This window comes from Pedobacter sp. ok626, assembly GCF_900100435.1.
Lineage (GTDB): Bacteria > Bacteroidota > Bacteroidia > Sphingobacteriales > Sphingobacteriaceae > Pedobacter.
Genome location: NZ_FNEX01000009.1, coordinates 1 through 25,932, shown reverse-complemented (window position 1 = coordinate 25,932; position 25,932 = coordinate 1). Strand labels below are relative to the sequence as shown.

At 38.3% G+C, this 25,932-nt stretch carries 19 protein-coding genes and 1 pseudogene; 13 read left to right on the top strand and 7 right to left on the bottom strand.

The window, feature by feature from the left end; translation table 11 throughout:
* Positions 1 to 111 precede the first annotated feature (111 nt).
* The gene (locus BLS35_RS13785) at positions 112 to 3,555 is read left to right on the top strand and encodes a pyruvate carboxylase (RefSeq protein ID WP_090781966.1); all 3,444 of its coding nucleotides are present in this window, start codon (positions 112 to 114) and stop codon (positions 3,553 to 3,555) included.
* Between the two features lie 19 nt (positions 3,556 to 3,574).
* Here BLS35_RS13785 and BLS35_RS13780 read toward each other — a convergent pair whose 3' ends face one another.
* The gene (locus tag BLS35_RS13780; protein WP_090781963.1) at positions 3,575 to 4,378 is read right to left on the bottom strand and encodes a DUF4350 domain-containing protein; all 804 of its coding nucleotides are present in this window, start codon (positions 4,376 to 4,378) and stop codon (positions 3,575 to 3,577) included.
* A gap of 359 nt (positions 4,379 to 4,737) precedes the next feature.
* Here BLS35_RS13780 and BLS35_RS13775 point away from each other — a divergent pair, with 359 nt between their 5' ends.
* Positions 4,738 to 6,177, top strand: a complete 1,440-nt coding sequence (locus BLS35_RS13775; protein WP_090781960.1) for an MFS transporter — start codon at positions 4,738 to 4,740, stop codon at positions 6,175 to 6,177.
* 32 nt (positions 6,178 to 6,209) lie between these two features.
* Positions 6,210 to 7,835: an NADP-dependent glyceraldehyde-3-phosphate dehydrogenase gene (locus BLS35_RS13770; protein ID WP_090781958.1), complete on the top strand. Its 1,626-nt coding sequence runs from the start codon at positions 6,210 to 6,212 to the stop codon at positions 7,833 to 7,835.
* A gap of 80 nt (positions 7,836 to 7,915) precedes the next feature.
* Here the strand turns inward: BLS35_RS13770 and BLS35_RS13765 are convergent, their stop codons facing one another.
* The 3 genes from BLS35_RS13765 to BLS35_RS13755 all read right to left on the bottom strand — a co-directional run bounded on the left by BLS35_RS13765 (position 7,916) and on the right by BLS35_RS13755 (position 10,662).
* On the bottom strand, positions 7,916 to 8,371 hold the full coding sequence (locus BLS35_RS13765; protein WP_090781956.1) for a hypothetical protein: 456 nt from the start codon (positions 8,369 to 8,371) through the stop codon (positions 7,916 to 7,918).
* A 163-nt stretch (positions 8,372 to 8,534) separates the two neighbouring features.
* Positions 8,535 to 9,563 carry a phosphotransferase enzyme family protein gene (locus tag BLS35_RS13760; protein ID WP_090781954.1) on the bottom strand — a complete coding sequence of 343 codons (1,029 nt, stop codon included), beginning with the start codon at positions 9,561 to 9,563 and terminating at the stop codon, positions 8,535 to 8,537.
* Between the two features lie 76 nt (positions 9,564 to 9,639).
* A complete protein-coding gene (locus tag BLS35_RS13755) occupies positions 9,640 to 10,662 on the bottom strand; it encodes a LacI family DNA-binding transcriptional regulator (protein WP_090781952.1) in 1,023 nt (340 codons plus the stop codon).
* 217 nt (positions 10,663 to 10,879) lie between these two features.
* On the opposite strand from BLS35_RS13755, the gene BLS35_RS13750 reads away from it, so the two are divergent.
* Both BLS35_RS13750 and BLS35_RS13740 read left to right on the top strand, forming a co-directional pair.
* On the top strand, positions 10,880 to 12,235 hold the full coding sequence (locus BLS35_RS13750) for a Gfo/Idh/MocA family protein (RefSeq protein WP_090781950.1): 1,356 nt from the start codon (positions 10,880 to 10,882) through the stop codon (positions 12,233 to 12,235).
* Positions 12,236 to 12,778: 543 nt separating this feature from the next.
* Complete coding sequence (locus BLS35_RS13740) at positions 12,779 to 13,108, top strand: helix-turn-helix domain-containing protein (RefSeq protein ID WP_090781946.1); 330 nt, start codon at positions 12,779 to 12,781, stop codon at positions 13,106 to 13,108.
* A 75-nt stretch (positions 13,109 to 13,183) separates the two neighbouring features.
* Here the strand turns inward: BLS35_RS13740 and BLS35_RS13735 are convergent, their stop codons facing one another.
* Positions 13,184 to 13,834, bottom strand: coding sequence for a bifunctional 4-hydroxy-2-oxoglutarate aldolase/2-dehydro-3-deoxy-phosphogluconate aldolase (locus tag BLS35_RS13735; RefSeq protein WP_090781944.1), 651 nt, complete (start codon positions 13,832 to 13,834; stop codon positions 13,184 to 13,186).
* A 43-nt stretch (positions 13,835 to 13,877) separates the two neighbouring features.
* Positions 13,878 to 14,873 carry a sugar kinase gene (locus BLS35_RS13730; RefSeq protein WP_090781942.1) on the bottom strand — a complete coding sequence of 332 codons (996 nt, stop codon included), beginning with the start codon at positions 14,871 to 14,873 and terminating at the stop codon, positions 13,878 to 13,880.
* 174 nt (positions 14,874 to 15,047) lie between these two features.
* Here BLS35_RS13730 and BLS35_RS13725 point away from each other — a divergent pair, with 174 nt between their 5' ends.
* On the top strand, positions 15,048 to 15,869 hold the full coding sequence (locus BLS35_RS13725; protein WP_090781940.1) for an SDR family oxidoreductase: 822 nt from the start codon (positions 15,048 to 15,050) through the stop codon (positions 15,867 to 15,869).
* Between the two features lie 21 nt (positions 15,870 to 15,890).
* Entirely contained in the window at positions 15,891 to 17,066 is a 1,176-nt protein-coding gene (gene uxuA, locus BLS35_RS13720; protein WP_090781938.1) for a mannonate dehydratase, read from the top strand.
* Here uxuA and BLS35_RS13715 read toward each other — a convergent pair.
* A complete protein-coding gene (locus tag BLS35_RS13715; protein ID WP_254778877.1) occupies positions 17,063 to 18,097 on the bottom strand; it encodes a LacI family DNA-binding transcriptional regulator in 1,035 nt (344 codons plus the stop codon). The two genes, uxuA and BLS35_RS13715, sit on opposite strands and share 4 nt — an antisense overlap.
* 165 nt (positions 18,098 to 18,262) lie before the next feature.
* Between BLS35_RS13715 and BLS35_RS13710 the strand changes: the two genes are divergently transcribed.
* The 6 genes and pseudogenes from BLS35_RS13710 to BLS35_RS13685 all read left to right on the top strand — a co-directional run.
* Positions 18,263 to 18,865: a TetR/AcrR family transcriptional regulator gene (locus tag BLS35_RS13710; RefSeq protein WP_090781934.1), complete on the top strand. Its 603-nt coding sequence runs from the start codon at positions 18,263 to 18,265 to the stop codon at positions 18,863 to 18,865.
* Positions 18,866 to 18,967: 102 nt separating this feature from the next.
* Entirely contained in the window at positions 18,968 to 20,152 is a 1,185-nt protein-coding gene (locus BLS35_RS13705) for an efflux RND transporter periplasmic adaptor subunit (protein ID WP_090781932.1), read from the top strand.
* Between the two features lie 24 nt (positions 20,153 to 20,176).
* Complete coding sequence (locus BLS35_RS13700) at positions 20,177 to 23,368, top strand: efflux RND transporter permease subunit (protein WP_090781930.1); 3,192 nt, start codon at positions 20,177 to 20,179, stop codon at positions 23,366 to 23,368.
* A gap of 24 nt (positions 23,369 to 23,392) precedes the next feature.
* Positions 23,393 to 24,802 (top strand): TolC family protein, encoded by a 1,410-nt coding sequence (locus BLS35_RS13695; RefSeq protein ID WP_090781928.1) that lies wholly within the window; start codon positions 23,393 to 23,395, stop codon positions 24,800 to 24,802.
* A 403-nt stretch (positions 24,803 to 25,205) separates the two neighbouring features.
* Positions 25,206 to 25,652 carry a protein-disulfide reductase DsbD N-terminal domain-containing protein gene (locus BLS35_RS13690; RefSeq protein ID WP_090781926.1) on the top strand — a complete coding sequence of 149 codons (447 nt, stop codon included), beginning with the start codon at positions 25,206 to 25,208 and terminating at the stop codon, positions 25,650 to 25,652.
* A gap of 6 nt (positions 25,653 to 25,658) precedes the next feature.
* A pseudogene (locus BLS35_RS13685) lies at positions 25,659 to 25,932 on the top strand (hypothetical protein); the annotation flags it as partial.

The window sequence follows — 25,932 nt, the reverse complement described above, 5'->3', positions numbered from 1 at the left end:
TTTTCAGGGCTTTATAGTGTATTATTTACACTTTAAAGCCTTGATAATAAATGCATTTAGATGCGGTGCTTTCAAAGTAATATAATATTTTTGGGCAAAACACTAAAACCAATGAATATTAAGAAAGTTCTAATTGCCAACCGGGGCGAAATTGCCATTCGCATAGAGCGTGCCTGTAGTGAATTAAACATTCAAACAGTTGCCATCTATACTTATGAGGATAGATACTCGTTGCATCGGTATAAAGCCGACGAAGCTTATCAGATAGGGGAAGATCATGAACCACTCAAACCTTATCTTGATATCACAGCCATTATTGAAATGGCCAAGTATAGTGAAGCAGATGCCATACATCCGGGCTATGGCTTTTTATCCGAAAATGAAGAATTCGCGAAGAAATGTGCCGAAAATGGAATCATATTTATAGGTCCAAGGCCGGATGTGATGTTGGCGCTCGGTGACAAGGTAACTGCGAAAACGGTAGCTAAAAAAGCAGGTTTACCCATTATTGAGAGTAACGAGACAGACTTAAATTCCATTGAAATTGCGCTTGCAGAAGCTCAGCGAATTGGATATCCATTGATGATCAAGGCCGCATCTGGTGGTGGTGGCAGGGGTATGCGGATCGTAAGGAATGATGAACAATTAGAAAAGGGCTTTTTTGAAGCACGTAGTGAAGCGAAAAATGCTTTTGGTGATGATACCGTGTTTCTTGAGAAATTTATTGACCGACCAAGACATATTGAGGTGCAAATTGTAGCAGATAATCACGGTAAGGTATTACACCTTTACGAACGCGATTGTTCGGTACAACGACGTTTCCAAAAGGTGGTTGAAGTTGCGCCTTCTTTAAATTTAACGCAGGAAACCAGAGATAAACTTTACCATTATGCTACTTCGATAGCGAAGGCTGTAAAATATAATAACGTTGGAACTGTAGAGTTTTTAATCGACCAGGATGAAAACATCTATTTTATAGAAGTAAACCCAAGAATCCAGGTTGAACATACGGTTACGGAAATGATCACAGGTATTGACCTGATCAAGACTCAGATTTTTGTAGCAGATGGCTATCATCTTTCTGATCCAGAAATTGGCTTAACCAGTCAGGATGCAATTATGTGCAATGGTTTTGCGATGCAATGTCGCATTACTACGGAAGATCCGGCTAATGGATTTAAACCTGATTATGGCACGCTGATTACTTATAGAAATGCTACAGGCTTTGGTATCCGATTGGATGAAGGCAGTACTTATCCTGGAATGAAGATCAGTCCTTTCTTTGATTCGATGTTGGTTAAGGTGAGTACCAGTGGGGCAACCTTAGAAGATGCTTCAAGAAAAATGAACCGGGCGCTTCGCGAATTTAGAATCAGAGGGGTCAAAAACAATGTACAATTTCTAGAGAATTTAATCAACCACCCTACATTTATCCATGGGAAGGCTACGGTTAATTTTATTCAGGAACATCAAGAGCTTTTTGAATCTAAAAAGCGACTAGATAGGGGAACAAAGATTTTAACCTATTTAGCTGATGTATCTGTAAATGGAAATCCTGATGTGAGGTTTGTGGATGAAAACAAGCGACTAGAAAAACCTGAAGTGCCGCCTGTAGATCATTATAGTGCATATCCTAAAGGAACAAAAGATCTTTTAACCGAGTTGGGGCCTGAGGGTTTCTCTAAGTGGCTTAAAGCTGAAAAGAAGATCCATTATACCGACACTACTTTTAGAGACGCACATCAATCCTTATTGGCTACACGCATGCGTAGTTACGATATGCTTAAAGTTGCAGAAGGGTTTGCCAAGCATCACCCACAAACCTTTAGCATGGAGGCCTGGGGCGGTGCAACATTTGATGTGTGCTTAAGGTTTTTACATGAAGATCCTTGGAAAAGACTGGAGAAGCTGCGTGAGGCTATGCCTAACATATTGATCCAGATGCTGATCAGAGGTTGTAATGGCGTTGGATACGCTGCATATCCTGATAATCTGATCGAATCTTTTGTAGAGACTAGCTGGGAGAAGGGGGTAGATATATTCAGGATATTCGATTCACTGAATTGGATGGAGAACATTGCGCCTTGTATAGAAATGGTACGCAAGAAAACCAAAGGCCTGGCCGAAGGCTCATTGTGTTATACCGGAGATATATTGGATCCTAAACGGACTAAATACAGTCTGGAATATTACTTAAAACTAGCTAAAGACCTTGAAAATGCGGGTAGTCATATTCTGGGTGTTAAAGATATGTCTGGCTTGCTTAAGCCTTATGCCGCTAAATTATTGATCGAGGCTTTAAAGGACACTGTTAAAATTCCTATCCACCTACATACTCACGATACATCCTCTTTGCAACCAGCTACTTATCTGATGGCTATTGAAGCGGGTGTAGATGTAATTGACTGCGCATTGGGTTCATTATCAGGTACTACATCGCAACCGAATTTTAATGCGATTGTAGAGATGATGCGCTTCCATGAGCGGGAAAATCCTTATGACCAAAAGTCATTAAATGCTTATTCTAATTACTGGGAGGCGGTAAGAGAATATTATTATCCATTCGAATCAGGCTTAAAATCAAGTTCTGCAGAGGTATATGAACATGAAATTCCGGGTGGACAATATTCAAATTTAAAGCCTCAAGCTATAGCGCTCGGATTGGGCGATCAATTTGAGTTAATTAAACAACGATACGCTGATGTGAATCAACTTTTTGGGGATATAGTAAAGGTTACGCCGAGTTCTAAAGTGGTTGGAGATATGGCTCAGTTCATGGTAGCCAATCAAATTAGCCCTGAAGATATATTTGCCCGTGGTGAGCAACTTTCATTCCCAGACTCTGTGGTTTCCTTCTTCATGGGAGAAATTGGTCAGCCTGAAGGTGGTTTCCCTGTGGCACTTCAAAATATTTTACTGAAGGGTAAGACGCCTTTTACAGACCGTCCGAATAAACACCTGGCACCACTTAATTTAGAGTTGGAATTTGAGGCCTTTAAAAAGGAGTTTGGGGATGACCTAAGCTATACCATGTATCTGGCTTACAAATTTTATCCTAAGGTGACTACTGATGCCATAAAGACATTTAGATTTTACGGTGATGTTTCTGTTATTCCAACCAGGTATTTCTTTTATGGAATGAAGCCAGGTGAGGAGACCACTATTGAAATTGCAAAGGGAAAGACCTTATTGGTCCGCTTGCTATCTATAGGCCCTGCCGATGATAATGGAATGCGGACTGTATTCTTTAAATTGAATGGGCAAACCAGAGATATTGAAATTCAGGACCGATCGGTTAAGGTTGTTAAACTAGAGAACCGAAAAGTGGATAAAGATAGCTCAAATCATATTGGTTCGCCCTTACAAGGATTGTTGTCAAAGGTATTTGTCAAAGCCGGTGATCAGGTTAAAAAGAATCAACCCCTTTTTATGATTGAGGCCATGAAAATGGAATCAAACATTTCTGCGATTGCGGATGGGATTATCAAATCAATAACGCTAACCGCCGGAACAATGGTAAATACAGACGATTTGGTACTTGAATTAGCTGATTAGTAGATTTATAAAATGGCTGTTAAAGCGTTTGCTTTTTCAGCCATTTTACCAATTCAACAGCACCATTGTAATTCTCGTATTTTGCAGGAATACGTGTGCCATCCACATATTCATTATATAACCATGGATCGCCTACGGCAAATACGGTCCCTTTACCATATTTAGCTGTAGCCATAATCACATCATTTTGTTCGGTAATTAAGGCTTTTGCAGGTGGCCTAAGACTAAGAACAGAAATTTCCTTCAAATAGAAAGTTTTAGAAGCTGGAAAAACTTCATTACCTGCTGGCACATGAACCTCACCAATTTCAAGCTTTCCATTTTTTACCATATTCCGGCTTCTATTGGTAAAGTTGATTCCAAATTTGCCAGTCAGGTCATTTAGTTGAACAAGGTTTGTGTTTGCACTGTCGTTAGCAAATATCACAAGCACACCACCCGCTTTTACCCAATCTGCGATGGCTTTGACATGATCGGCGGCAATTAGGTTAGGAGTAGGGCTTTCTTTAAGATTATCCGGGTCAACAATAATATATACATCACTTCCTTTTAGATTAGCGGCAGTAGGGGCAGCATCCAGACTTTTAGTTTGAAATCCGGCCTTTTTAAATATATCGCCCAGCATAGAAAAACCATTTAAAGTTTGATCTTCCCAGGTATAATGGAATCGGTTTTCTTTTCCTGACTTATCCTTCTTTACTTCATGATTAAAGTAGTAATCGAGTAAAACCGTCTTTTCCTGAGCATAAATTTCAGAAATATTTGCTGCAAAACATATGAGGAATACTGCAGCACATTTAGGTAATGAGTTTTTAAATTGCATAGCTAAATCTATGAAATTATTTTACACTTAATTCAGGCCTTTTGTATAAAAGATAATATAGTTTACTCCTTGGCCAAAAGAACATTATACATGCGGTAGCCACGATAACGATTGCGTAAATATTTTCCAATGAAGAGTGTTTTTACTTATAATTATTATGTAGAATTGCTTTCCACCATGCGCTTTTTAACGGGAATAGCGCCCTGGTACGGAACCAAAACTAGATACGTAAAGAATTTTTGACACAGGTAATTACAGGGAAATACATATATTGAGGGCCCAAATGATATCATTAAGGGTATAACGAGCGGAAAAAACAAATTATTAATTACACAAAAATTAAAATAAAACCAGATATAATGAACCAAGAAAAAATTGGAAAGTACAGGTGGACAATATGCGCAATGTTATTTTTTGCTACCACGATAAATTATTTGGACAGACAAGTTCTTTCACTAACATGGAAAGAGTTTATCGCTCCAGAGTTTCATTGGACAAATAATGATTATGGTAATATTACTGCGCTGTTTTCGATTTTTTATGCAGTATCTATGTTATTCGCAGGTCGCTTTGTTGACCGCATGGATACAAAGAAAGGTTTTTTATGGGCAATTGGTGTATGGTCTATCGGCGCAGTAATTCATGCATTTTGTGGAATCGCAACTTCAGGTTTCCTTACAGGCGAATGGTTTGTAGGATTTGAAGGTGCTAAGCACTCAATTGCAAGCATTGGTGATACCTCACTAATCATCTCAACAAGTGTTACCTTATTCATTTTTGCACGTTTCGTGCTGGCAGTTGGAGAAGCTGGGAATTTCCCGGCAGCGATTAAAGCTACTGCGGAGTATTTTCCAAAAAAAGACAGGGCATTTTCAACTAGTATTTTCAATGCAGGCGCTACTGTAGGTGCATTAGCAGCACCAATAACTATTCCTTTTATAGCAGCAGCCTATGGTTGGGAAATGTCGTTTATCATTATTGGTGCTTTAGGTTTTGTATGGATGGGATTTTGGATATTCGTTTACCAGAAACCTGAAGTACATCCGAAAGTTAATGCTGCTGAGCTTGCTTATATACAACAAGATCTAATTGCAGATAGAAAGCTTGTAGATTATATAGAGGAAACTACGGTTAAAGTTTCGTTTATGGACTGTTTCAGATACAAACAGACCTGGGCATTTGCAGCCGGTAAATTTATGACTGATGGCGTTTGGTGGTTTTTCCTTTTCTGGACACCTGCTTACCTAAGCTCTGTTTATAAAATGGACTCTACGCAAAGTGCATTACCATTGTTTGTACTTTATACGATCACATTACTCTCAATTATTGGCGGATGGTTACCAACTTATTTCGTAGAGAAAAAAGGAATGAATCCTTATGCTGGTCGTATGAAATCCATGTTGATATTTGCATTTTTCCCATTACTGGCCTTATTTGCACAACCTTTGGGTTATATCACTTACTGGATCCCGGTTATCATTATTGGTATTGCAGGAGCAGCACACCAGGCATGGTCGGCAAACATATTCTCTACAGTAGGCGACATGTTCCCTAAAAAAGCAATCGCAACTATAACCGGCATCGGTGGTATGGCTGGTGGAATTGGCGCAATGATCATCAACAAAGGTTCAGGCGTATTATTTGATTATGCAGGTCAAAATCAAATGGTATTTATGGGCTTTAAAGGTGAAGAAGCTGGATATTTCATCATCTTCTCTATCTGTGCGGTTTGTTATTTAATTGGCTGGACTATTATGAAAACCCTTGTACCCAAATATAGACCGATTACGGATTTATAACCAATAAATTATACCTAAATTAAATTACCTAAATGTTATTAAAAGATCAGCTTGATGCGATTTTTGTGGAAGAGAACCATATTCCACAAGAATTTAAATTAGCAGAAGAAGTACACCAGCGGGAGTACTTAAGTAATGGAGAAATGCGGCCCTGGAATGGGGAAGTGCATGAAGTCTTGTCCCCAATATGCATTAGAATCGAGAACGGTTTGAAGCGAAAGGTGATCGGTACTTATCCATTATGTAGTGAAAAGGAGGCTAGCGAGGCGCTTGATGCGGCTGTTGCGGCTTATGATAATGGGAGAGGAGAATGGCCTACCATGAGCGTGGCAAACCGCATTCATTGTGTAGAGCAGTTCACCCATAAGATTATTGAAAAGAAGGCAATTGTAGTAAAATTGCTAATGTGGGAGATAGGCAAGTCCTATGCAGATTCTGTTAAAGAGTTTGACCGTACAGTTGAATATATTTATGCAACTATCGATGCCTTGAAAGACCTGGACAGACAATCGTCTAAGTTTAGCATCGAGCAAGGAATTGTTGCACAAATCAGACGCTCCCCACTTGGAGTAGTGCTTTGTATGGGCCCATTCAATTACCCTTTAAATGAGACTTTTACTACACTGATCCCTGCCCTTATAATGGGTAATACGATTTTGTTTAAACCACCTAAACATGGTACTTTATTACACTATCCTTTATTAGAGGCTTTTAGAGATTGTTTCCCTAAAGGAGTAGTAAATACAATTTACGGGCGCGGAAATAAGATCATTCCTGATTTGATGAAATCTGGTAAGATTAATGTGTTAACCTTAATCGGTTCCAGTAAGGTAGCCAACGAACTTAAAAAGTTGCACCCTAAAGTAAATAGATTGCGTGCTATACTTGGTCTTGATGCTAAGAACGCTGCTATTATCACCGCTAAAGCAGATATAAAGCTGGCAGTACAGGAAACTGTTCTAGGCTCTTTATCATTTAACGGACAAAGATGTACAGCACTTAAAATCATTTTTATCCACCGTAGTCTTGCTGACGTATTCTTAAAGGAACTTTCTGCTGCTGTAGCTAAACTTAAATTTGGTATGCCGTGGGAAGATGGAGTGGCTTTAACTCCACTACCTGAGCCTCAGAAACCAGCATATCTTAAAGAGTGCATTGATGATGCGATAGCATATGGTGCTAAAGTAATTAATGAAAACGGTGGTGAAACAGTTGAATCTTTTGTTTACCCGGCAATAGTTTACCCGGTTAACAAAAACATGAAACTGTATGCAGAAGAGCAATTCGGGCCGATAATTCCGGTAGTTGCATTTGATGATCTGGAAGAGCCTATTCAATATTTAATTGAATCTACTCACGGACAGCAAGTGAGTGTGTTTAGTGATGACGACGAGGAAGTTGCTGCGCTGATTGATCCTTTAGTGAATCAGGTAAGCAGAGTGAACATTAACTGCCAATGTCAGCGCGGGCCGGATGTATTTCCGTTTACTGGTAGAAAAGATAGTGCTGAAGGTACTTTATCTGTTGTAGATGCCTTACGCTCATTCTCTATCAGATCGTTGGTAGCTACAAAATTAAATGAAAGTAACAAGCATTTGATCAATGAAATCGTAGATAGTAATAGCTCTAATTTCTTGAGTACTAAATACCTTTTTTAATTTATATTGATGCAACTAATATAAAGCGATCAAAAAGGGGCTACGTCAAGCAATGATGTAGCCCTTTTCTATTTTATGTCTTATAGTTCATCCTGATCCAGCTCTTCATCTTCATTAACCACTTCAGGTTCCTTAAAGAATGCCAGTGCTATTGGCACTAGAAAAGCTATATTAATGATGATGTGAGGGAGGATAAGGTAAAACGTCGTTGTCTCCAAAAGTTTATCAATCAATATCCCTACAGATGCAATAATTAATACCGCATAAATCGATGCAGCTATTTTTCGATTGGGCGCGTATTTGAGAAATATTCCGATCACAAAAATGGACACAGCAATTCCGAAAATGAACATGGCGTACCAAAAAACATCAGTCGCCGTTAGCCCGGACAATGCATTTCCGTCACTATTCTTGAATCTGCTGAATTGAGATATGGCAAACTTCGCCAAAACGAGATAGGCGAGGCCCCAGAACAGATAAAATCCTGTAATAAATAATAACCAGTGGAGAGTGAGTTTAAGTTTAGATTTATACATAACCTCGATATAGATATTGCATGTAAATTAAACATTTTATATCACATCCAAACTATAGATTGTTAAAAAAAATGATTTTTTTAACAATCTATCTAATCGCAAAAGGGCTTTTCATCATACATAAAAGGCCCTTTTTATCTGTAACAGAATCTTAAAAAGTAGTTCAGAGTTCTTTCTCCAGTTCAAGATATGCCTTTAGTAGCTCAATCTGATTCATGGCTCTGTTGAAATTATGGCCTTCGTATTTAGCACCGTAATAAATATCATTCTGTAGATAATCTGCAAGGAAACGAATAGCCTGCATGTAGATTATAAATTTACCAGCGTAAGTAAAATAAGTCTTCTCTTCAGCAGTCAATACCGATTCCATTTCCGACATGTAACCATTGTATATAGCCTTAAAGAAAGGTTTTCTAATGCTAATTTTACTTAAGTCTGTTTCCTCTTCGCTAGCCTCACATAAGTAAGTTCTCATCATATCACCTACGTCGCTAATAAAATAACCAGGCATAACGGTATCTAGGTCAATGACACAAATACCCTTATTTTGACCATCAAAAAGCACATTACTGATTTTAGTATCGTGATGAATCACTCTTAATGGGATGTTTTTATTACTTAGGATCCCACGAAAAATGTCCACAATTCCTTGATGATCTTTAATGAATTGAATTCCATCAGCCGCTTGTGCTAATCTTTCTGCTGATGCCTGTTTGCAAGCATCTGTAAATTGATCATACCTCAATACCAGATTATGAAAATTTGGAATGGTGATGTTTAAGTCCTCTGCTTTAAAACCGTCTAAGATTCTAGAGAACTTCCCAAATTGTTTTGCAGCCTCATAAGCCTCTTCCTCATTCTCTAAGACATTGAGAGAAGTTGAGCCCTCTATGAATGGGAATAGTCTGTAATATCCAGTATCATTATGTATTAATGTTTGGCCATTTGTAGCTATAACAGGTGACACAAATAGATAATCAGGATTTTCTTTGCTCAAATAATCTCTAAGTAAAGCAAGGTTCTCATCAATATCCGAAGGCTGTTTAAACACCTCGTTATTTACCCTCTGTAATATGTAGTTTTTGTGATCTATATTAACTTTCCAGGTATGGTTAATCAAACCATCACCAAATGGCCGTACATCTGTTTTATCGGAATCAAAACCGTAGATACTTAAAATATTCTCGAACATGCGCTTTGTATACTAGTTGATAAACCAAACTTAAATATTTAACTGGCTAAAAAGATGTGCAAACGTTTGCGCGAAATTATTTGCGCTTGCTCAAAACCAATTCAGATTCTACAACAATATTAAAGTAAGCCTGTTCTGAACCTGATTCATTTTTTGGCTTGTTAATCAGGTCTATCAATATATCAGCAGCCTTTTTACCCTGTTTATATGGAAACTGCTCGACAGAGGCTATTGGTGTATGATCCATATAATTGATGATAGGGAGGTTGGCATAGCTCACAAAATCAATATCAGTAAGCCCAATAGACTTAACATACCGCATAGCAAATAAGGCTACATAATCGTTAAAAGTTACCACTGTTGATGGTTTTCGTCTGTGGTTTAGCAAGGCATCCATCGCTTTAATTGTATCGTCTTCGGACAAATCGCAGGTTACGATAAGGGAAGGATCAAACTTTAACCGGTTTGCTGTCATTGCCCGGATGTATCCTTCTTTTCTTTCATGACTTGCCACAAGCGTACCCGGCCCATTAATCATACCTATGGTTCGATGCCCCTTTTTTAAGAGAAAATTTACAGCTTCAAAAGTACCTGTTTCCAGGTTCGAACTAACGTAGTGTATATCCTTAATAGGGGGGATACGATCAAAAAATACAATAGGAATGTTTAATTTCCTAAAAAGCTCAAAATGTTCGTAAGTACTGGTGGTTTTAGCAACAGAAACCAGTAAGCCATCAACGCCTTGGCTTTTCATTTTAGCAACAAGAAGTTTTTCCCTTTCTGCATCATCATGCGATTGCGCCAATAAAACAGTATAGTTACGTTTATAGGCAATATCCTCAATGCCGCTTATCGCAGTGGAGAAGAATGACTCAGACAATTCTGGCAAAATAACGCCTATTACAAATGATTTGCCATGCAAAAACTGAATAGCCCGCTGATTTGGTTCGTAGTTAAGTTCTGCGGCAAGCTTTTTGACACGCATTTTTGTTGTTAAACCTATACTGGAATGGTCGTTCAATGCTCTTGATACAGTAGAAACTGAAATCTTGAGCATTTTGGCAATTTCCTTAATAGTGGTTGGTTTATCCGGCATCATCCTCAAATATTAAAATAAACTTTAACATTTTAATAAAAAACTGCAATCACTTCCTAATTTTAGGGGTGAATACACTTGATCTCACGCAAACGTTTGTGTGTTTTTTTAGATATTAATTTATTGGGTTAACTGGATAGTTCTATAACTTGGAGTTATTATTCACCTGTAAGAGTAATATGCGTAGCTAACCCTAACACATAAAATGAACTAAAATAATATGAACAGAAGAGAATTTGTTAAGAACAGTAGCATTACTGCTGCTGCCGCGACAGTTTTACCAAACAATTCTTTATTTGCCAATACCGCGGCCGATAAAATAAAAGTAGCAATGATAGGGGTAGGTTTACGTGGTCAGAACCATTTAAACTTATTGTTAAAGAGATCAGATGTTGATTTGGTTGCTATTTGTGATGTAGATGATCGTATGCTCACCAGTGCTAAAGCAATGATCGCTAAAAGTGGCAAACCAATGCCTAAAATTTTTACGGGCGACAATTATGCCTGGAAAAAAATGTTGGAAACGACAAAAGGACTAAAAGCTGTAGTGATATCTACTCCCTGGGAATGGCATAAAGAAATGATCATTAAGTCTATGGAATCAGGACTTAAATATATAGCCAGTGAAGTTGTAATTGGTATTACCCTGCAAGATCACTGGGATGTTGTACAGGCAGCAGAAAAACATGAGGCTCATGTTATGATGCTTGAGAATGTTTGCTATCGCAGAGATGTACTTGCCGTTTTAAACATGGTAAGACATGGTGTGTTTGGCGAAATGCTGCATCTACAAGGTGGATACCAACATGATTTAAGAGAAGTTAAATTTAATGATGGTGTAAAACCTTATGGTGGTGGTGTTGAGTTTAATGAGAAAGGCTTCTCTGAAGCAAGATGGAGGACCAATCATTCTGTGCACCGTAACGGAGATCTTTACCCAACACATGGTATCGGCCCAGTTGCAAATTGTATCAATATCAACAGAGGAAATAAATTCCTTAAACTAAATTCGTTTGCCACAAAGTCTAGGGGATTACACAATTATATAGTTGAAAAAGGTGGCGAAAACCATCCTAATGCAAAAGTTAATTTCCGTTTAGGCGATATTGTAACCACTACAATTGATTGTGCGAATGGAGAAACAATAATTCTGCAACACGATACCAATCTTCCAAGACCATATTCTTTAGGCTTTAGGGTTCAAGGAACAAAAGGACTTTGGATGGATCTCAATAAAAGTATTTATGTAGAAGGAGAAAGCAAGCCGCACCAATGGGATGCTCAAGATAAGTGGTTGGCAAAATACGATCACCCGCTATGGAAAAAATATGGCAACGATGCTGAGGGTGCTGGACATGGTGGTATGGACTTCTTTGTTATACACGGCTTTATTGAAGCGGCAAAACGTAATGAGCCAACCCCAATGGATGTTTACGACGCCGCTGCATGGAGTGCGATTACCCCCTTAAGTGAGCAGTCTATAGAGATGGGTAATGAAACAATTGACTTCCCTGATTTTACAAGTGGAAAATGGATGTCCAGAAAACCGATTTTTGCTTTGAATGACGACTACTAATCATATTTGGGATCGTATTTAATTTTCGCTTATATCTCATAACAAAGCCCTGCACGCTAAGCTGCGCAGGGCTTTTGTCATTTTTATTGACAAAACATCAAAAAATATACCTGTTAACATTAACTTAACATTGAATATGCATATTTGCATATGTTTATAAATATTCTGGCAATTACATTTGTCCTGTTCGCACTTCTTGCAGCATTTAAGATGGATACTTTTTTTCAGGGCTTTCTGTTTATTCTGGCGTTGTGTGCAGTTTCAGGTTTACTATTTTTGTTTATCTCTTTCCCGGGGCTTTCAGGGCTTTCGGTAGCTATAATAATGGCGGCCTTTATCTTCAGGCAATCTAAGAAGTAATTTTTCGATACACCAATGCACTGTGTATTTATCTTTCCCTAAACTATTATTAGATAATTATTTAATCTGTGAAATAGAATTTCGCATTTTATTTCATAATATTATAAGAATATTACAATATTTTATTAAATAATTCTTAATTTTATTATATAAAAAAGTTCACAAAGATATACTTCGTAAATTATGAAAACTTTAGGTGAAAAATTTAGGATCTTACGTCAAAAGATGGGAGTTAACCAAAAGGCAATGGCTGACCAATTGGAAATATCAATCCCGGCGTATTCAAAATTAGAAACTAGCATCACGGATCCGAACTTTAGCAGGATAAATCAAATAGCGAAGGTTCATGGTCTAACCCTTAGAGAATTTCTTGATGTTGGAGAAGAAGGGGCTAGTGAGCAGGAACAGCTTATTCAGCAGTTAAAAGAGAAGATCGCCACATTAGAAAATTCCGTGATCCGACTGCAAAGTAAATTGATTGACCTCTACGATAGAGAAGATCAAAAGAAGTAATTAAGGCTTTCAATAAATTTAAAGAACCTTGATCAGCTATTAAGTTGATAAGGTTCTTCAAATTTTAAGGTTATTTTAGCCTTTAACTAATTTAATAAGCAACTGGCAGCGCTCTGTTAGCCAGTTATAATCTTTGGCGTTTTCAGGCTGTTGAAACAGTTTAGAACCAAATCCTAAAGCGGTAACACCTGCATTTAACCAATTATCAATATTTTCCTTATTTACATCAACACCACCTGTTGGCATAAATTTAAGGTTAGGAAACAATGGTTTGATCGCCTTTAAAAATCCTATACCCAAAGTATCTCCAGGGAAAAGCTTAACCAATGGTGCGCCAAGCTCTTCAGCTAAATTAATTTCAGTAGGCGTCATGCATCCCGGTACCCATAATATGTTGTGTGAAGCAGTGATTTCAGCAAGATCCGCCCTTACAATAGGACTAACAATAAAATCAGCACCAAGTTCGATGTAAGCCTCGGCCTGAGCTACTGTTTTAATTGTACCTATCCCAAGCTTCATATCAGGAAAATGCTCATTTCTATAAGCTAATAATGCTTTAAAATTTTCTGGTGCTTTGGGCCCTCTGTTTGTGAATTCAAACACGCGGATACCACCGGCATAACTTGCCTTTACTACTTCTATACAGGTTTGAGCATCTTCATTATAATAAACCGGAATAACCGGGTAGTCCTGAATGACTTTTAAAGGGTTTGTTTCTGTTTTCATCTGTATATGATTATTTTATCGTTACAATCTGTTATTATTTTCATTAAATAGATCCGTCACCAAAATCGCCTTTTACAAAAAGCTTTTTGTAACCTGAGGAGGTTGCTTTATCTATAATTTCCTGACCATCATTACTGCTTGTCAATCCGTAAATTAATCCAGCCATAAAAGCATCACCACTGCCGATTCTATCCACAACTTCATTCGTTTCCAGTATCGAAGAAATGTAATTGCTTTCAGGCGTATGGTAGGTTCCGTAAAACAGGTTATGCTTTGGATTGTCCATGAACCTAAAGGTATTAGCAATATGCTTACACTGCGGGAAACGGTCAAAAACTGCTTTTGCCGAAGCATTGGCATGAATCGTATAGTCTTCAGCGGAAGTCTGACGATCCAATTTCTCATCCACAGGAATACCAAGCATTTTATTTACCGCCCAGATATTGCCCATAATTACATCACAATACTCAACCAACTCAGGCATTACATCAATGGGCTGCTTTCCATAATCCCACAATCTGCTTCTATAATTTAGGTCTACAGATATTTTTAGTCCTTTTTTTCTTGCAGCAACCAGTGCTTCCTTACAAACCGCGGCCATATTTGCACTCAATGCAGGAGTTAAAGCGGTCCAATGAAACCAGGTATGACCATCCAGAATCTTTTCCCAATCAATTGTACCTGGAGTAAGGCTGCTAAATGAGGAGAATTTCCTATCATAAACTACCTCTCCGCTGGTTAGGCCATTGGCCGAAAGCAAAAAATACAAACCTAGTCTACTTCCTTGTAGCACAGTCTTGCTAGTATTTACCCCTAGCTCTTGTAAAGCCTGAAGGGCGTTGTTGGCCAATGCATTGTCTGGTACGCAACTTACATAAGCACAAGGAATATTCCATTGACCTAATGAGGCCGAAACATTTGCCTCAGAGCCGCCAGGAAATAAAGAAACAGTGTGATTTTTAGAAATAAATTGATCTTCAGTAGAACTGAACCGCAGTAGCAATTCACCAAACACCAATATGTTTTCTTGATTTAGCATATATATAATAATTTCAGATTGCAATAATACAGGTTCTTGCAATTAAATAGAAGTAAACTAATTTATTTAATAAATTTCAAACGATTTCGTAAATATTTAGTTCTGATTATTGAATCAAACCTTTAAATTTCATTAACATTGATAGAATTATTAAATCCATATTAAATAGATTATATGAAGAGCAAAGATCTGTTTTCGCTGGAAAACAAGGTAATCGTAATCACAGGAGCTACAGGTGTATTAGGACAGTCTTTTGCATTAGCTGTTGCAGCAGCAGGGGCGAAGGTTGCCATTTTGGGTCGAAATGAAGAAAAAGCCAATGAGCGTGTAAAAGCCATTACAGAAAATGGAGGCGAAGCAATTGCTGTAATCACAGATGTATTGGACGAAGCAGCCCTAATAGACGCTAAAAATCAAATATTAAGCACATGGGGTACGATTGACGGATTGGTAAATGCAGCTGGTGGAAACATTCCAGGTGCGACAGTCTCGCCAGATCAGAACTTATTCGATATAAATATTGCCGATACTCAAAAAGCGGTCGAATTAAATCTATTTGGCACAGTTTACCCAACACACGTTTTTGGACGGGTAATTGCCGAGAAAGGTAAAGGATCTATTGTTAACATTTCATCATTAGCTGCACAACGACCTTTAACACGTGTTTTGGGCTATACAATGGGTAAAAATGCAATAGAAGGTTACACCAAATGGATGGCCGTTGAATTAGCTCAGCGTTATGGAGATAAAGTAAGAGTGAACGCACTTGCGCCGGGCGTATTCTTAACAGAGCAGAACCGTTCCTTACTCACCAATCCTGATGGATCTTTTACAGATCGTGCACAACGCTTTGTAAACCATACCCCATTTGGGCGCTTGGGTAGCCCAGAAGAATTAAATGGTACATTAATTTATCTGTTAAGTGATGCATCAGCCTTTGTAAATGGAGAAACCATTTTGGTTGATGGCGGATTTAATGCTTACAGTGGCGTTTAAAATTGATAACAACGATATAAAATGAATACAGCAAAACATAAGTTACTACAAACCTGGCGTTGGTATGGACCAATAGATCCGGTTAGTTTGCAAGATGTAAAACAAGCAGGTGCTACAGGAATTGTTAGTGCATTACACCATATTCCACATGGAGAGGTATGGCCATTGGAGGATATTAAAGAAAGAAAAGCAATTATTGAAGCTGCTGGATTAACCTGGGCTGTGGTAGAAAGTGTACCGGTTCATGAAGCAATCAAAACACGCAGAGCGGATGCAGATCATTATATTGAGAATTATAAAGAATCTCTAAGAAACCTGGCAAAATGTGGCATCAAAACAGTATGCTATAATTTTATGCCGGTTCTTGACTGGACACGTACGCAATTGGATCTAACCATGGCAGATGGTTCAAAAGCTTTATATTTTAACTGGTTAGATCTTGCCGTTTTTGACCTTTTTATCCTGAAAAGAGAAGGAGCAGATACTGATTACGCTGAAAATCTGAGACAAAGAGCAAAAGAGCGTTTTGCAACGATGAATACAGATGAGCTAAATGAGCTGAAAACCAATGTCCTGATGGGCATACCCAATGAAAAGGAAATCGAACTGGAAGCTTTACGTGCCAGCATCGAAGAATATAAAACTATTGGTAGAGAGGGACTAAAGAAAAACCTGGCCTATTTCCTGAATGGAATTGCAGATGTATGTGAAGAAACCGGCATAAACATGACCATCCACCCAGATGATCCTCCTTATGCAATTTTAGGTTTACCTCGTATTGTGAGTACAAAAGAAGATTTGGTAGATATTTTGAGAAGTGTAGATAAACCTTTTAACGGTATTTGTTACTGCACAGGGTCACTTGGAGCCGGTGTATCCAACAACCTTCCTGAAATTTTTGAGGCGGTAAAAGAAAGGGTATACTTCTTACACTTGCGTAATGTAACTAAGGATGAAGAAGGTAATTTTTATGAAGCAGACCATTTGGGTGGCGACGTAAATATGTATGAAATTATGAAAGCTGTTACTGCAGAAAATGCGCGCAGAGCTGAACCAATACCTTTCAGACCAGATCACGGCCATCAAATGTTGGATGACCTAAACAAGGTGACAAATCCAGGGTATTCTGCAATTGGACGTTTACGCGGGTTAGCAGAATTACGTGGATTAGAATTGGGCGTTACCGGAAATTATTAATGAGAATGAGGTTGCGATGAAGCCCTTACCTTGATATTGGTAGGCAGCATAATCGTTTCGTAACCGTCATCAAGATTTTTCCTTTCAATCAGTGAGATTAGTTTTTCAGCAGCAAGCTGACCAATCTCGAAAGCTGGCTGATGTACTGTACTCAAAGCTGGGTTCATTGCATCAGCCAGCTCTGTATTCGTAAAGCCAATCAGTGCAACATCATCTGGGATTTTGTAACCCAATTTATTCAGCAAGACCAAACATCTGGTGCTGATTTGATCAGTTGCCGTAAAAATGGCATCTGGCTTATCCGTTAAGCTCATATAATACTTAATGGCTTGTTCCAGGTCTTCATTCAATTTATTAGCATCTGTATAATTGCAGGAACGCAATAACTCAGGTCTGTATTTTATGCCACTATCTTCAAGTGCTCGTTTATATCCATTTAAACGATCCGTAGCAATGCTCAGAATCGTGTTTGTATTTAAATGTGCAATGTTTTTGTATCCGTTATGAATCAAGTGCATGGTTGCATCATAAGCACCCTTGAAATTATCAGCGCCAACCTTATGGGTAGTCACCTGGTCAATCAAGCGATCAAAAAGCACTATAGGTAAGCCCGAAGCCTGTAAAGAATTTAAGTAACTAAAGTTTATGGTTTCATAAGCAGGAGAGATCAGAATCCCATCAACACCACCTGCGTAAAGCAATTCAATACAAGCTGTTTCTAGTTTCTCAGATTCCTTGCTTTGCATGATGATGATCTGATAAGATTTATCGTTGCTCGCTTTATGAATCCCATCCAGCATCTGGGCAATTACATTGTTATCCAAAGAACATACTACGACACCAATAGATCGACTTTTGCCTTCTTTTAGGCCTTTAGCCATTCTATTTGGCGAATAATGATGCTTCTTAGCATAATCTAAAACCTTTTGTTTCGTTTCTGAACCAATTTCATGACTATCATTTAAAGCCTTTGAAATTGTAGAAATAGATAAATTAAGTGCTTTAGCAATATCTCTTAATGTAACGGTCATGCTCATTTCTCTTTAAATAGAAACGCTAATTTGCAATTATTAAGGCGATAAGCTTAAATTTATTTTAATTAATCATTTATTGACAAACGAATGATAGATTCTTGAAGAACTGTTTTTACATTTGCTTAACGGTGTTAGATTATTTATACATCTTGACAAAATGTAATGGGAAGTAAAGAACGCATACAAAGGCTGAAAGAAGAAACGAGGACAAAAATCCTCGAAGCAGCCTTACAAATCGTTAAAGAGGATGGCTGGCAAGCGCTAAGCATGAGGAAAATTGCAGATAAGATAGAGTATACAGCCCCAATCATTTACGAGTATTTTACCAATAAAGAAGGAATCTTACTTGAACTAACCCGACAGGGGTACGTATTACTTGGTAAAAATGTTAAAGCTGCTAAAGGCAAATACGAAAAAACTGAGGAACAATTGGAAGCCATGTGGACTGCCTACTGGAATTTTGCCTTTAAACACAAAGAGTATTACCAGTTAATGTTTGGCGTAGATATGGTTTGCTGCGAACAAAAGAAAGCAAAGGTGCCGGAAATGGAGTTTCTAGATAATTTGTTTTTTGACACCATTAAAGACCTAATGAAAGCTGAACAGCCAGAAGAAGGGGTAATATGCAGGAAGTATTATACTTTTTGGTCTATTATACATGGTCTGATCTCTATCAATATGGTAAATAAAGGAAGAGACGAAGAGATGAATCAACATATTTTAAAAGACGCTTTAAAAGGTATTATTAAATATATAAACGATTAATTTTTACAGGCTTTACAAGAAAGCCTGTTTTTTTCTAGAGCTACTTAACGCTGTTAAATCACTTACATACGTTATAATCATAAATTAATAAAATCAATTCTCATGAAATATAAATCCTTTTACCCATTATTACTTAACGCTGTTAGATCATCTAATAACGTTGGAAAGGCAATAGCCCTGATATTTGCCCTGTTTTTATATAGTTGCACTAGTAAAACTCCTCAGGCTGTGGCACCTGCACCACCAGCTTTACCGGTAGCAAGTGTAACTTCAGGTACAGAGACAACCTTTCAAGAGTATCCAGCTGCTATAGAGGGTACTGTTAATGTTGAAGTTCGACCTCAGGTTAGCGGAAGCTTAGAGAAAGTGTATGTTGATGAAGGTGCTTTTGTAAATGCCGGGCAGCCGATATTTAAAATTAATGATCAGCAATATCGTGCTTCTTTGAATAATGCAATTGCAGCTCAACATTCGGCAGAAGCCGCTTTGATTAACGCCCAATTAGAAGTAGAGCGTTTAACTCCATTGGTTCAGAATAAGGTAATATCTGAATTTCAGTTAAAATCAGCGAAAGCTACCGCGCAGGTTGCTAAAGCGAACATTGAACAGGCGAAAGCAAACGTTTCTACGGCTTCTATAAATCTTGGTTATACCTTAATTAAGGCACCAGTAAGCGGCTATATTGGCCGATTAGCCAAAAAACAAGGAAGTCTTGTAGCACCAGCTGATGTGGATGCCTTAACACAATTGTCGGATGTGCATGATGTTCATGTATATTTTTCTCTTGGTGAGAAGGACTTTGTGAACTTTAAGGAACAATATCCAGGGCAAACGCTAAATGATAAGCTTAAACAACTTCCTGCAGTGAAATTGATTTTGGCCGACAATACTGAATATGCCAGGTTAGGAAAAATTGACGTAATAGATGGTCAGTTTGATAAAACTACAGGTGCCATTACAGTTCGGGCAAAGTTTCCTAATCCGCAAGGCTTATTGAGATCTGGGAATACCGGAAAGATACGTCTGAGCCTACAACACGAAAACACGCTTGTGGTGCCACAGATTGCTACAATAGAAGTGCAAGACAAAATATTTGTATTTGCACTTGCGGATAGCAATAAGGTTAAAAAACAAGCCATTACTGTTATTGGTAAAACAGGAACCAATTACCTGGTAAAGGATGGTATAAAAGCCGGTGATCAGATTGTGTTAAGCGGACTTGACCGCCTACAAGAGGGCGCAGTGATTGCGCCACAGAGAGCAACAGATAAAGTTGCTAAAAACTAATTACACCATTAAACATTAACAATCATGTTCAAAATATTTATTCAGAGGCCGGTGTTGGCTACTGTAATCTCCATCTTATTGGTCATACTTGGAGTATTAAGCCTTACTAAATTACCCTTACAGCAGTTTCCGGATATCGCACCGCCTTCTGTATTGGTTACGGCCAACTACCCAGGCGCCAATGCCGAAACTGTACTACGCTCTGTAGCACCATCATTGGAAGAATCCATCAATGGTGTCGAAAACATGAGTTACATGAGCTCAACAGCAAGTAACGATGGTACATTGGCCATTACAGTTTATTTTAAATTAGGAACTGACCCGGATCAAGCCGCCGTAAATGTGCAGAACCGTGTTACACAAGCAACCAGTCAATTGCCTTCGGAGGTTGTACAGCAAGGGATCATCACGGCGAAACAGCAGAATAGTTTTATTATGGCTATTGGGATGTATACCGAAGATGAAAGTAAATATGATCAAACTTTCGTAGCCAATTATGCGCAAATCAATATCATACCAGAAATCAAACGTATTCCAGGGGTAGGATCGGCTAGTATATTTGGTGGTGTTAAAGATTACTCAATGCGGATTTGGTTAAATCCAACACAAATGGCAAGCTATAAAATCACACCTAATGAAGTGATGGCTGCCATACAAGATAAAAGTTTAGAAGCTGCACCAGGTCGTTTTGGAGAGCGTAGCAATGAAGTTTTTGAATATGTAATTAAATATAAAGGCAAACTAACAAAACCTGAAGAGTATGAAAATATAGCGATTCGCTCTAATTCAGATGGCTCCGTATTGCATTTAAAGGATGTAGGTAGAGTTGAGTTTGGAGCCTACTCCTACAACAGTCTTACGCGCCTGAATGGTAAAAAAGGGGTGGTACTAGGAATTATACAATTAGCAGGTTCTAATGCCAATGAAATTCAGATTGCCATCAATAAACTAATGGAAAAAGCTGCCAAAGATTTTCCTGCAGGCGTAAAGCACAATATATTTTACAGTACAAAGGTAGCGCTCGATCAATCTATTGAACAAGTTGTACACACACTTATCGAAGCATTTATCCTGGTATTCATCGTTGTATTTATATTCCTTCAAGATTTCAGGTCGACATTGATTCCAGCCATAGCTGTTCCGGTTGCTATTTTGGGTACGTTCTTCTTTATGCAGCTCTTTGGCTTCTCTATCAACTTGCTTACTTTATTTGCATTGGTATTGGCGATCGGTATTGTGGTAGATGATGCCATCGTGGTCGTCGAAGCAGTGCACGCTAAGATGGAACACAACCACATTGGGGCTAAACAAGCTACTACCGAAGCGATGCATGAGATTAGTGGAGCCATTATTTCCATTACTCTAGTGATGTCTGCTGTATTTTTACCGGTAGGTTTCCTTGAAGGTTCCACAGGTGTTTTCTACAGGCAGTTCGCCTTTACCATGGCAACAGCAATTATCATATCTGCGATTAATGCATTAACCTTAAGTCCGGCATTGGCAGCTCTGTTTTTAAAGAGTAACCACACTGGGGAGACCGAAGGAAAAGAAAAAGGCTTTAAAGAGAAGTTCTTCGCTGGATTCAACAGCAGCTTCAATGCAATGACCAATAGATACATTAGTGGTTTGCGTTTCTTGATTAAAAACAAAGTAGTAAGTATTGGTGCGTTGGCGATTATTGTTTTAGCAACCATCTGGTTGGTTCGAACTACACCTACAGGCTTTATCCCAACAGAAGATCAAGGTTTCGTGGCCATTGCCGTAAATACACCATCAGGAACTTCATTAGACGGCACGGCTAAAGTGATGCAGCAAGCGGAGACAGAACTACGTTCTTTGGATGCATCAAGATTCGTAACTGCAATAACAGGCTTTAACTTGCTAACATCATCAACTAGTCCCTCATCAGCAGTAGTTTTCGTATTGTTAAAACCTACTAAAGAAAGAGGTAAGGTTCAGGATATTAATGCTATCATGGATGTGATCAGAGGTAAGTTAGGCGCCATCAGTGGTGGTAGTTTCTTCGTATTTAGCTTTCCAACAGTTCCGGGTTTTAGTAACGTGGAAGCCTTGGATCTTGTTTTACAAGATAAAACAGGTGGTAAACTGGATAAATTCAGTGGAATAGCCAATAATTTTATTGGGGAATTGATGAAGCGGAAAGAAATCGCAGTAGCTTTTACCACCTTTAAAGCTGACTATCCGCAATTGCAATTGGAAGTAGACGATGAGAAAGCAAACCAATTAGGGGTTAATGTGCGCGATATTTTGCAAACTATGCAAGCTTATTTCGGTAGTGCTCAGGCTTCAGACTTTAATCGTTTTGGTAAGTATTATCGGGTATTGGTTCAGGCAGATATTGCCGACAGGGCAGATCCATCGGCAATAGACCGGGTGTTTGTTAAAAACAAAACAGGGGAGATGGTACCTATAAAAACACTGGTGAAATTATCACGTGTCTATGGATCAGAAACCGCATCACGCTACAATCTATTTAACTCCATCCAGGTAAATGCTATTCCAAAACCAGGTTTTAGTTCTGGTGATGCGATAAATGCAATACAGGAAGTAGCCAAAGATCAATTGCCAGCAGGTTATGGATTCGAATTCTCCGGACAAACCAGGGAAGAGATGTCTTCAAATGGACAATCTACTGTCGTATTTTTACTGTGTTTAGTCTTTGTATACTTCTTACTTGCAGCACAATACGAAAGCTATATTTTACCATTGGCGGTTATATTATCAGTTCCTACCGGGGTATTGGGCGTATTTGTGACTATTGGTTTAACAGGTATAGAAAACAACATCTATGTACAGGTTGCATTAATTATGCTCATAGGGCTACTTGCTAAGAATGCTATTCTGATTGTTGAATTCGCTATACAGCGTCGTAAGGCAGGTTTATCTTTAGTGAACGCCGCTTTAGATGCAGCAAGACTGAGATTGCGTCCGATTCTGATGACTTCATTAGCATTTGTTGTTGGATTGTTTCCAATGAGTATCGCGACAGGGCCTTCGGCACAAGGTAATCACTCTATAAGTATTGGTGCTGCAGGCGGAATGGTTTCTGGTGTAATCCTTGGACTAATGTTGATCCCTGTGTTGTTTGTCATTTTCCAAAATTTACAGGAAAAAGTATCTGGTAAACCCCTACAGGATAAAGACAATCATCAGCCTGAAGTAATAAAGGTAGATTCAGAAATAATCTATTCTTAATCATTTAAATAATAATAAGATAAAATGAGCACATATAGAAATACATTAGTTGCTTTGTCTGTTTTGCTGGTGCTTGCTGGATGCAAAATATCAAAAGATACCGCACTGCCAACGAAAGCAATCCCCGAAAATTTTAGGAACGCTCACAGCCGAGATACAGTGAGTATAGCTGATCAAACCATTAAAGATTTTTTTAAGGAAGCAGAATTAAGGAATCTTGTAGATACCGCTTTGGTAAGAAATTACGACTTACAAATTGCCCTTAAAAATATCCAATCGGCACAGCAGTTACTGAAGCAAGCAAAACTGGGCAATTTGCCTCAGCTAGATTTACAAGTAGAAGCAAGTTCAAATCGCCCTTCAGATAACAGCCTAAATGGGTTAAGCACCAGCCAGTTTTTAAAAACGACTCATGTTGAAGATTTCAATGCAAACCTGGGATTAAGATGGGAGGCCGACATCTGGGGTAAAATAAAGAGTCAAAAACATGCAGCCTTAGCAACTTACTTACAGACAGAGGAAGCCAGAAAAGCCGTGCAAACGCAATTGGTAGCCAGCGTTGCTCAGGGATATTACAGATTGTTAATGATGGATGCACAGATGGCCATTGCTAAGAAGAATTTAGCTTTAAGTGATAGTACCTTAAGAATTATAAACTTGCAGTTTGATGCAGGACAGGTAACATCACTTGCTATTCAGCAAGCTAAAGCTCAGCAATTGGTTGCCGCACAGCTGATTCCAAAGTTTGAGCAAGACATAACGATACAGGAGAATGCACTACGGATGCTTACCGGTCGATTACCGGGAAGTGTGGAGCGCTTGGCAAGCCTGGATAAGACAAATGTCATTAGCCAGGTTTCAGCAGGTTATCCTTCAGCGATGGTTAGTAGACGTCCAGACGTTAAAAGTGCGGAATTGTCATTAACGATTGCCAATGCTAAAGTAGGTGTTGCCAAAGCAAGTCTGTATCCATCCTTAAGCATTACAGCAAGTGCTGGCCTCAATTCATTTAAAGCCAGTAATTGGTTCAATATACCAGCTTCATTATTTGGTGTAGTAGCTGGTGGAATTACGCAGCCACTAATTCAAGGCCGACAGTTAAAAACGCAATATGAATTGGCAAAAATTGAAAGAGAAAAAACAGTAATACAATTCCGTCAATCCGTACTGAATGCTGTTTCCGAAGTTTCTGATGAATTGGTCAAAATTGAAAAATTAAAGCAGCAATATGACATTTCAAAAGATAAAGTAAACACCCTACAGCAAGCTGTTAAAAATGCCAACCTATTATTTAAAAGCGGGATGGCGAATTACCTTGAAGTGATCACTGCTCAAAGCAATTCACTGCAAAGTGAGCTTGAGTTAACGACCATTAAAACGGCGCAACTCAATGCTACAGTCGAACTTTACCGAGCACTTGGAGGGGGATTATAAGGGGGATATTTTTGATATCACACAATTGTTACCCGACTAGATAATCTCTAGATATTTAGCCATAAAACCAGGTATTATAATCCATAAATTATCAATTGAAAGCTTTTTTGATGATAATTGGGGTTGTAAACCTGGTTTCATGGTTAAAGAAGTCTTGGCATTATCTCTTCTGGGTTGATCTGTAATTTACATTTATTGAATAAAATGATATGTTTGCAACCGAATCCAAACCATACCTCACTAAGTTGAAACTGATACGGCGTTAAACTTAATGGGGAAAGAGGAGTCAAAGCTGTGTACTAAATGTAATATTTAATAGGTATGACTTAAATTACAAAATTGAATACCCATGATATTACAGGAAATACATAAGTTTGCTAACACATAAAAAAACAATTAAAAAATGAAAAACCTAATCTTGTTAACCGTTGGAATACTATTTAGCTTATCTGCAAGTAGTCAAATTTTGAAACCCGTAAAATGGAGTTACGCTGCAAAGAAAACTTCAAAAACAGAAGCTACTGTGTACCTTAAAGCTACTATTGATGAAGGATGGCACCTTTATTCACAAAATATGGCTGATGGTGGTCCAGTAAAAACAAGTTTTACGTTTGCACCTTCAAAAGCTTACAAACCAGTAGGCAAAACAATCGAACCAAAAGGAATTACTAAATTCGAGAAGTCATTTGATATGAATGTTACTTACTTTGAGAAAACAGTTACTTTCCAACAAAAAGTTAAATTAACTGGTGCAACTGCAATTGTTAAAGGAACACTTGAGTTCATGGTATGTGATGATTCTCAGTGCCTACCTCCAGAAACAGTTGAGTTCTCTATTCCAGTAAAATAAGAAAAAATGATTTTAAAAAACTATTTGACAAGCATGAAAGTGCTTGTCATTTGGCTTTTCTTACTTTTTGGCGCTGTTACCTGCGCATTCGCACAGGAAGCAGATACCTCGATGGCTGATCTTGAATTTACTGAGATTGGTCCCGATACTACCACTAAAGTTGATACAGCCACAGTTGCTCAGGCAACCACCGTTACGGATACTACAAAAACCACAACAGCTACCAGCACGGATGTAAAAGCTAATAAAGCAGAGAAGGAAAAGACCTTATGGGAAACTT

Bases quoted from the DNA above. Each gene is read 5' to 3' on its own strand.
- BLS35_RS13785 (WP_090781966.1), top strand. From the start codon at position 112: ATGAATATTAAGAAAGTTCTAATTGCCAACCGGGGCGAAATTGCCATT.
- BLS35_RS13780 (WP_090781963.1), bottom strand. From the start codon at position 4,378: ATGCAATTTAAAAACTCATTACCTAAATGTGCTGCAGTATTCCTCATA.
- BLS35_RS13775 (WP_090781960.1), top strand. From the start codon at position 4,738: ATGAACCAAGAAAAAATTGGAAAGTACAGGTGGACAATATGCGCAATG.
- BLS35_RS13770 (WP_090781958.1), top strand. From the start codon at position 6,210: ATGTTATTAAAAGATCAGCTTGATGCGATTTTTGTGGAAGAGAACCAT.
- BLS35_RS13765 (WP_090781956.1), bottom strand. From the start codon at position 8,371: ATGTATAAATCTAAACTTAAACTCACTCTCCACTGGTTATTATTTATT.
- BLS35_RS13760 (WP_090781954.1), bottom strand. From the start codon at position 9,563: ATGTTCGAGAATATTTTAAGTATCTACGGTTTTGATTCCGATAAAACA.
- BLS35_RS13755 (WP_090781952.1), bottom strand. From the start codon at position 10,662: ATGATGCCGGATAAACCAACCACTATTAAGGAAATTGCCAAAATGCTC.
- BLS35_RS13750 (WP_090781950.1), top strand. From the start codon at position 10,880: ATGAACAGAAGAGAATTTGTTAAGAACAGTAGCATTACTGCTGCTGCC.
- BLS35_RS13740 (WP_090781946.1), top strand. From the start codon at position 12,779: ATGAAAACTTTAGGTGAAAAATTTAGGATCTTACGTCAAAAGATGGGA.
- BLS35_RS13735 (WP_090781944.1), bottom strand. From the start codon at position 13,834: ATGAAAACAGAAACAAACCCTTTAAAAGTCATTCAGGACTACCCGGTT.
- BLS35_RS13730 (WP_090781942.1), bottom strand. From the start codon at position 14,873: ATGCTAAATCAAGAAAACATATTGGTGTTTGGTGAATTGCTACTGCGG.
- BLS35_RS13725 (WP_090781940.1), top strand. From the start codon at position 15,048: ATGAAGAGCAAAGATCTGTTTTCGCTGGAAAACAAGGTAATCGTAATC.
- uxuA (WP_090781938.1), top strand. From the start codon at position 15,891: ATGAATACAGCAAAACATAAGTTACTACAAACCTGGCGTTGGTATGGA.
- BLS35_RS13715 (WP_254778877.1), bottom strand. From the start codon at position 18,097: ATGACCGTTACATTAAGAGATATTGCTAAAGCACTTAATTTATCTATT.
- BLS35_RS13710 (WP_090781934.1), top strand. From the start codon at position 18,263: ATGGGAAGTAAAGAACGCATACAAAGGCTGAAAGAAGAAACGAGGACA.
- BLS35_RS13705 (WP_090781932.1), top strand. From the start codon at position 18,968: ATGAAATATAAATCCTTTTACCCATTATTACTTAACGCTGTTAGATCA.
- BLS35_RS13700 (WP_090781930.1), top strand. From the start codon at position 20,177: ATGTTCAAAATATTTATTCAGAGGCCGGTGTTGGCTACTGTAATCTCC.
- BLS35_RS13695 (WP_090781928.1), top strand. From the start codon at position 23,393: ATGAGCACATATAGAAATACATTAGTTGCTTTGTCTGTTTTGCTGGTG.
- BLS35_RS13690 (WP_090781926.1), top strand. From the start codon at position 25,206: ATGAAAAACCTAATCTTGTTAACCGTTGGAATACTATTTAGCTTATCT.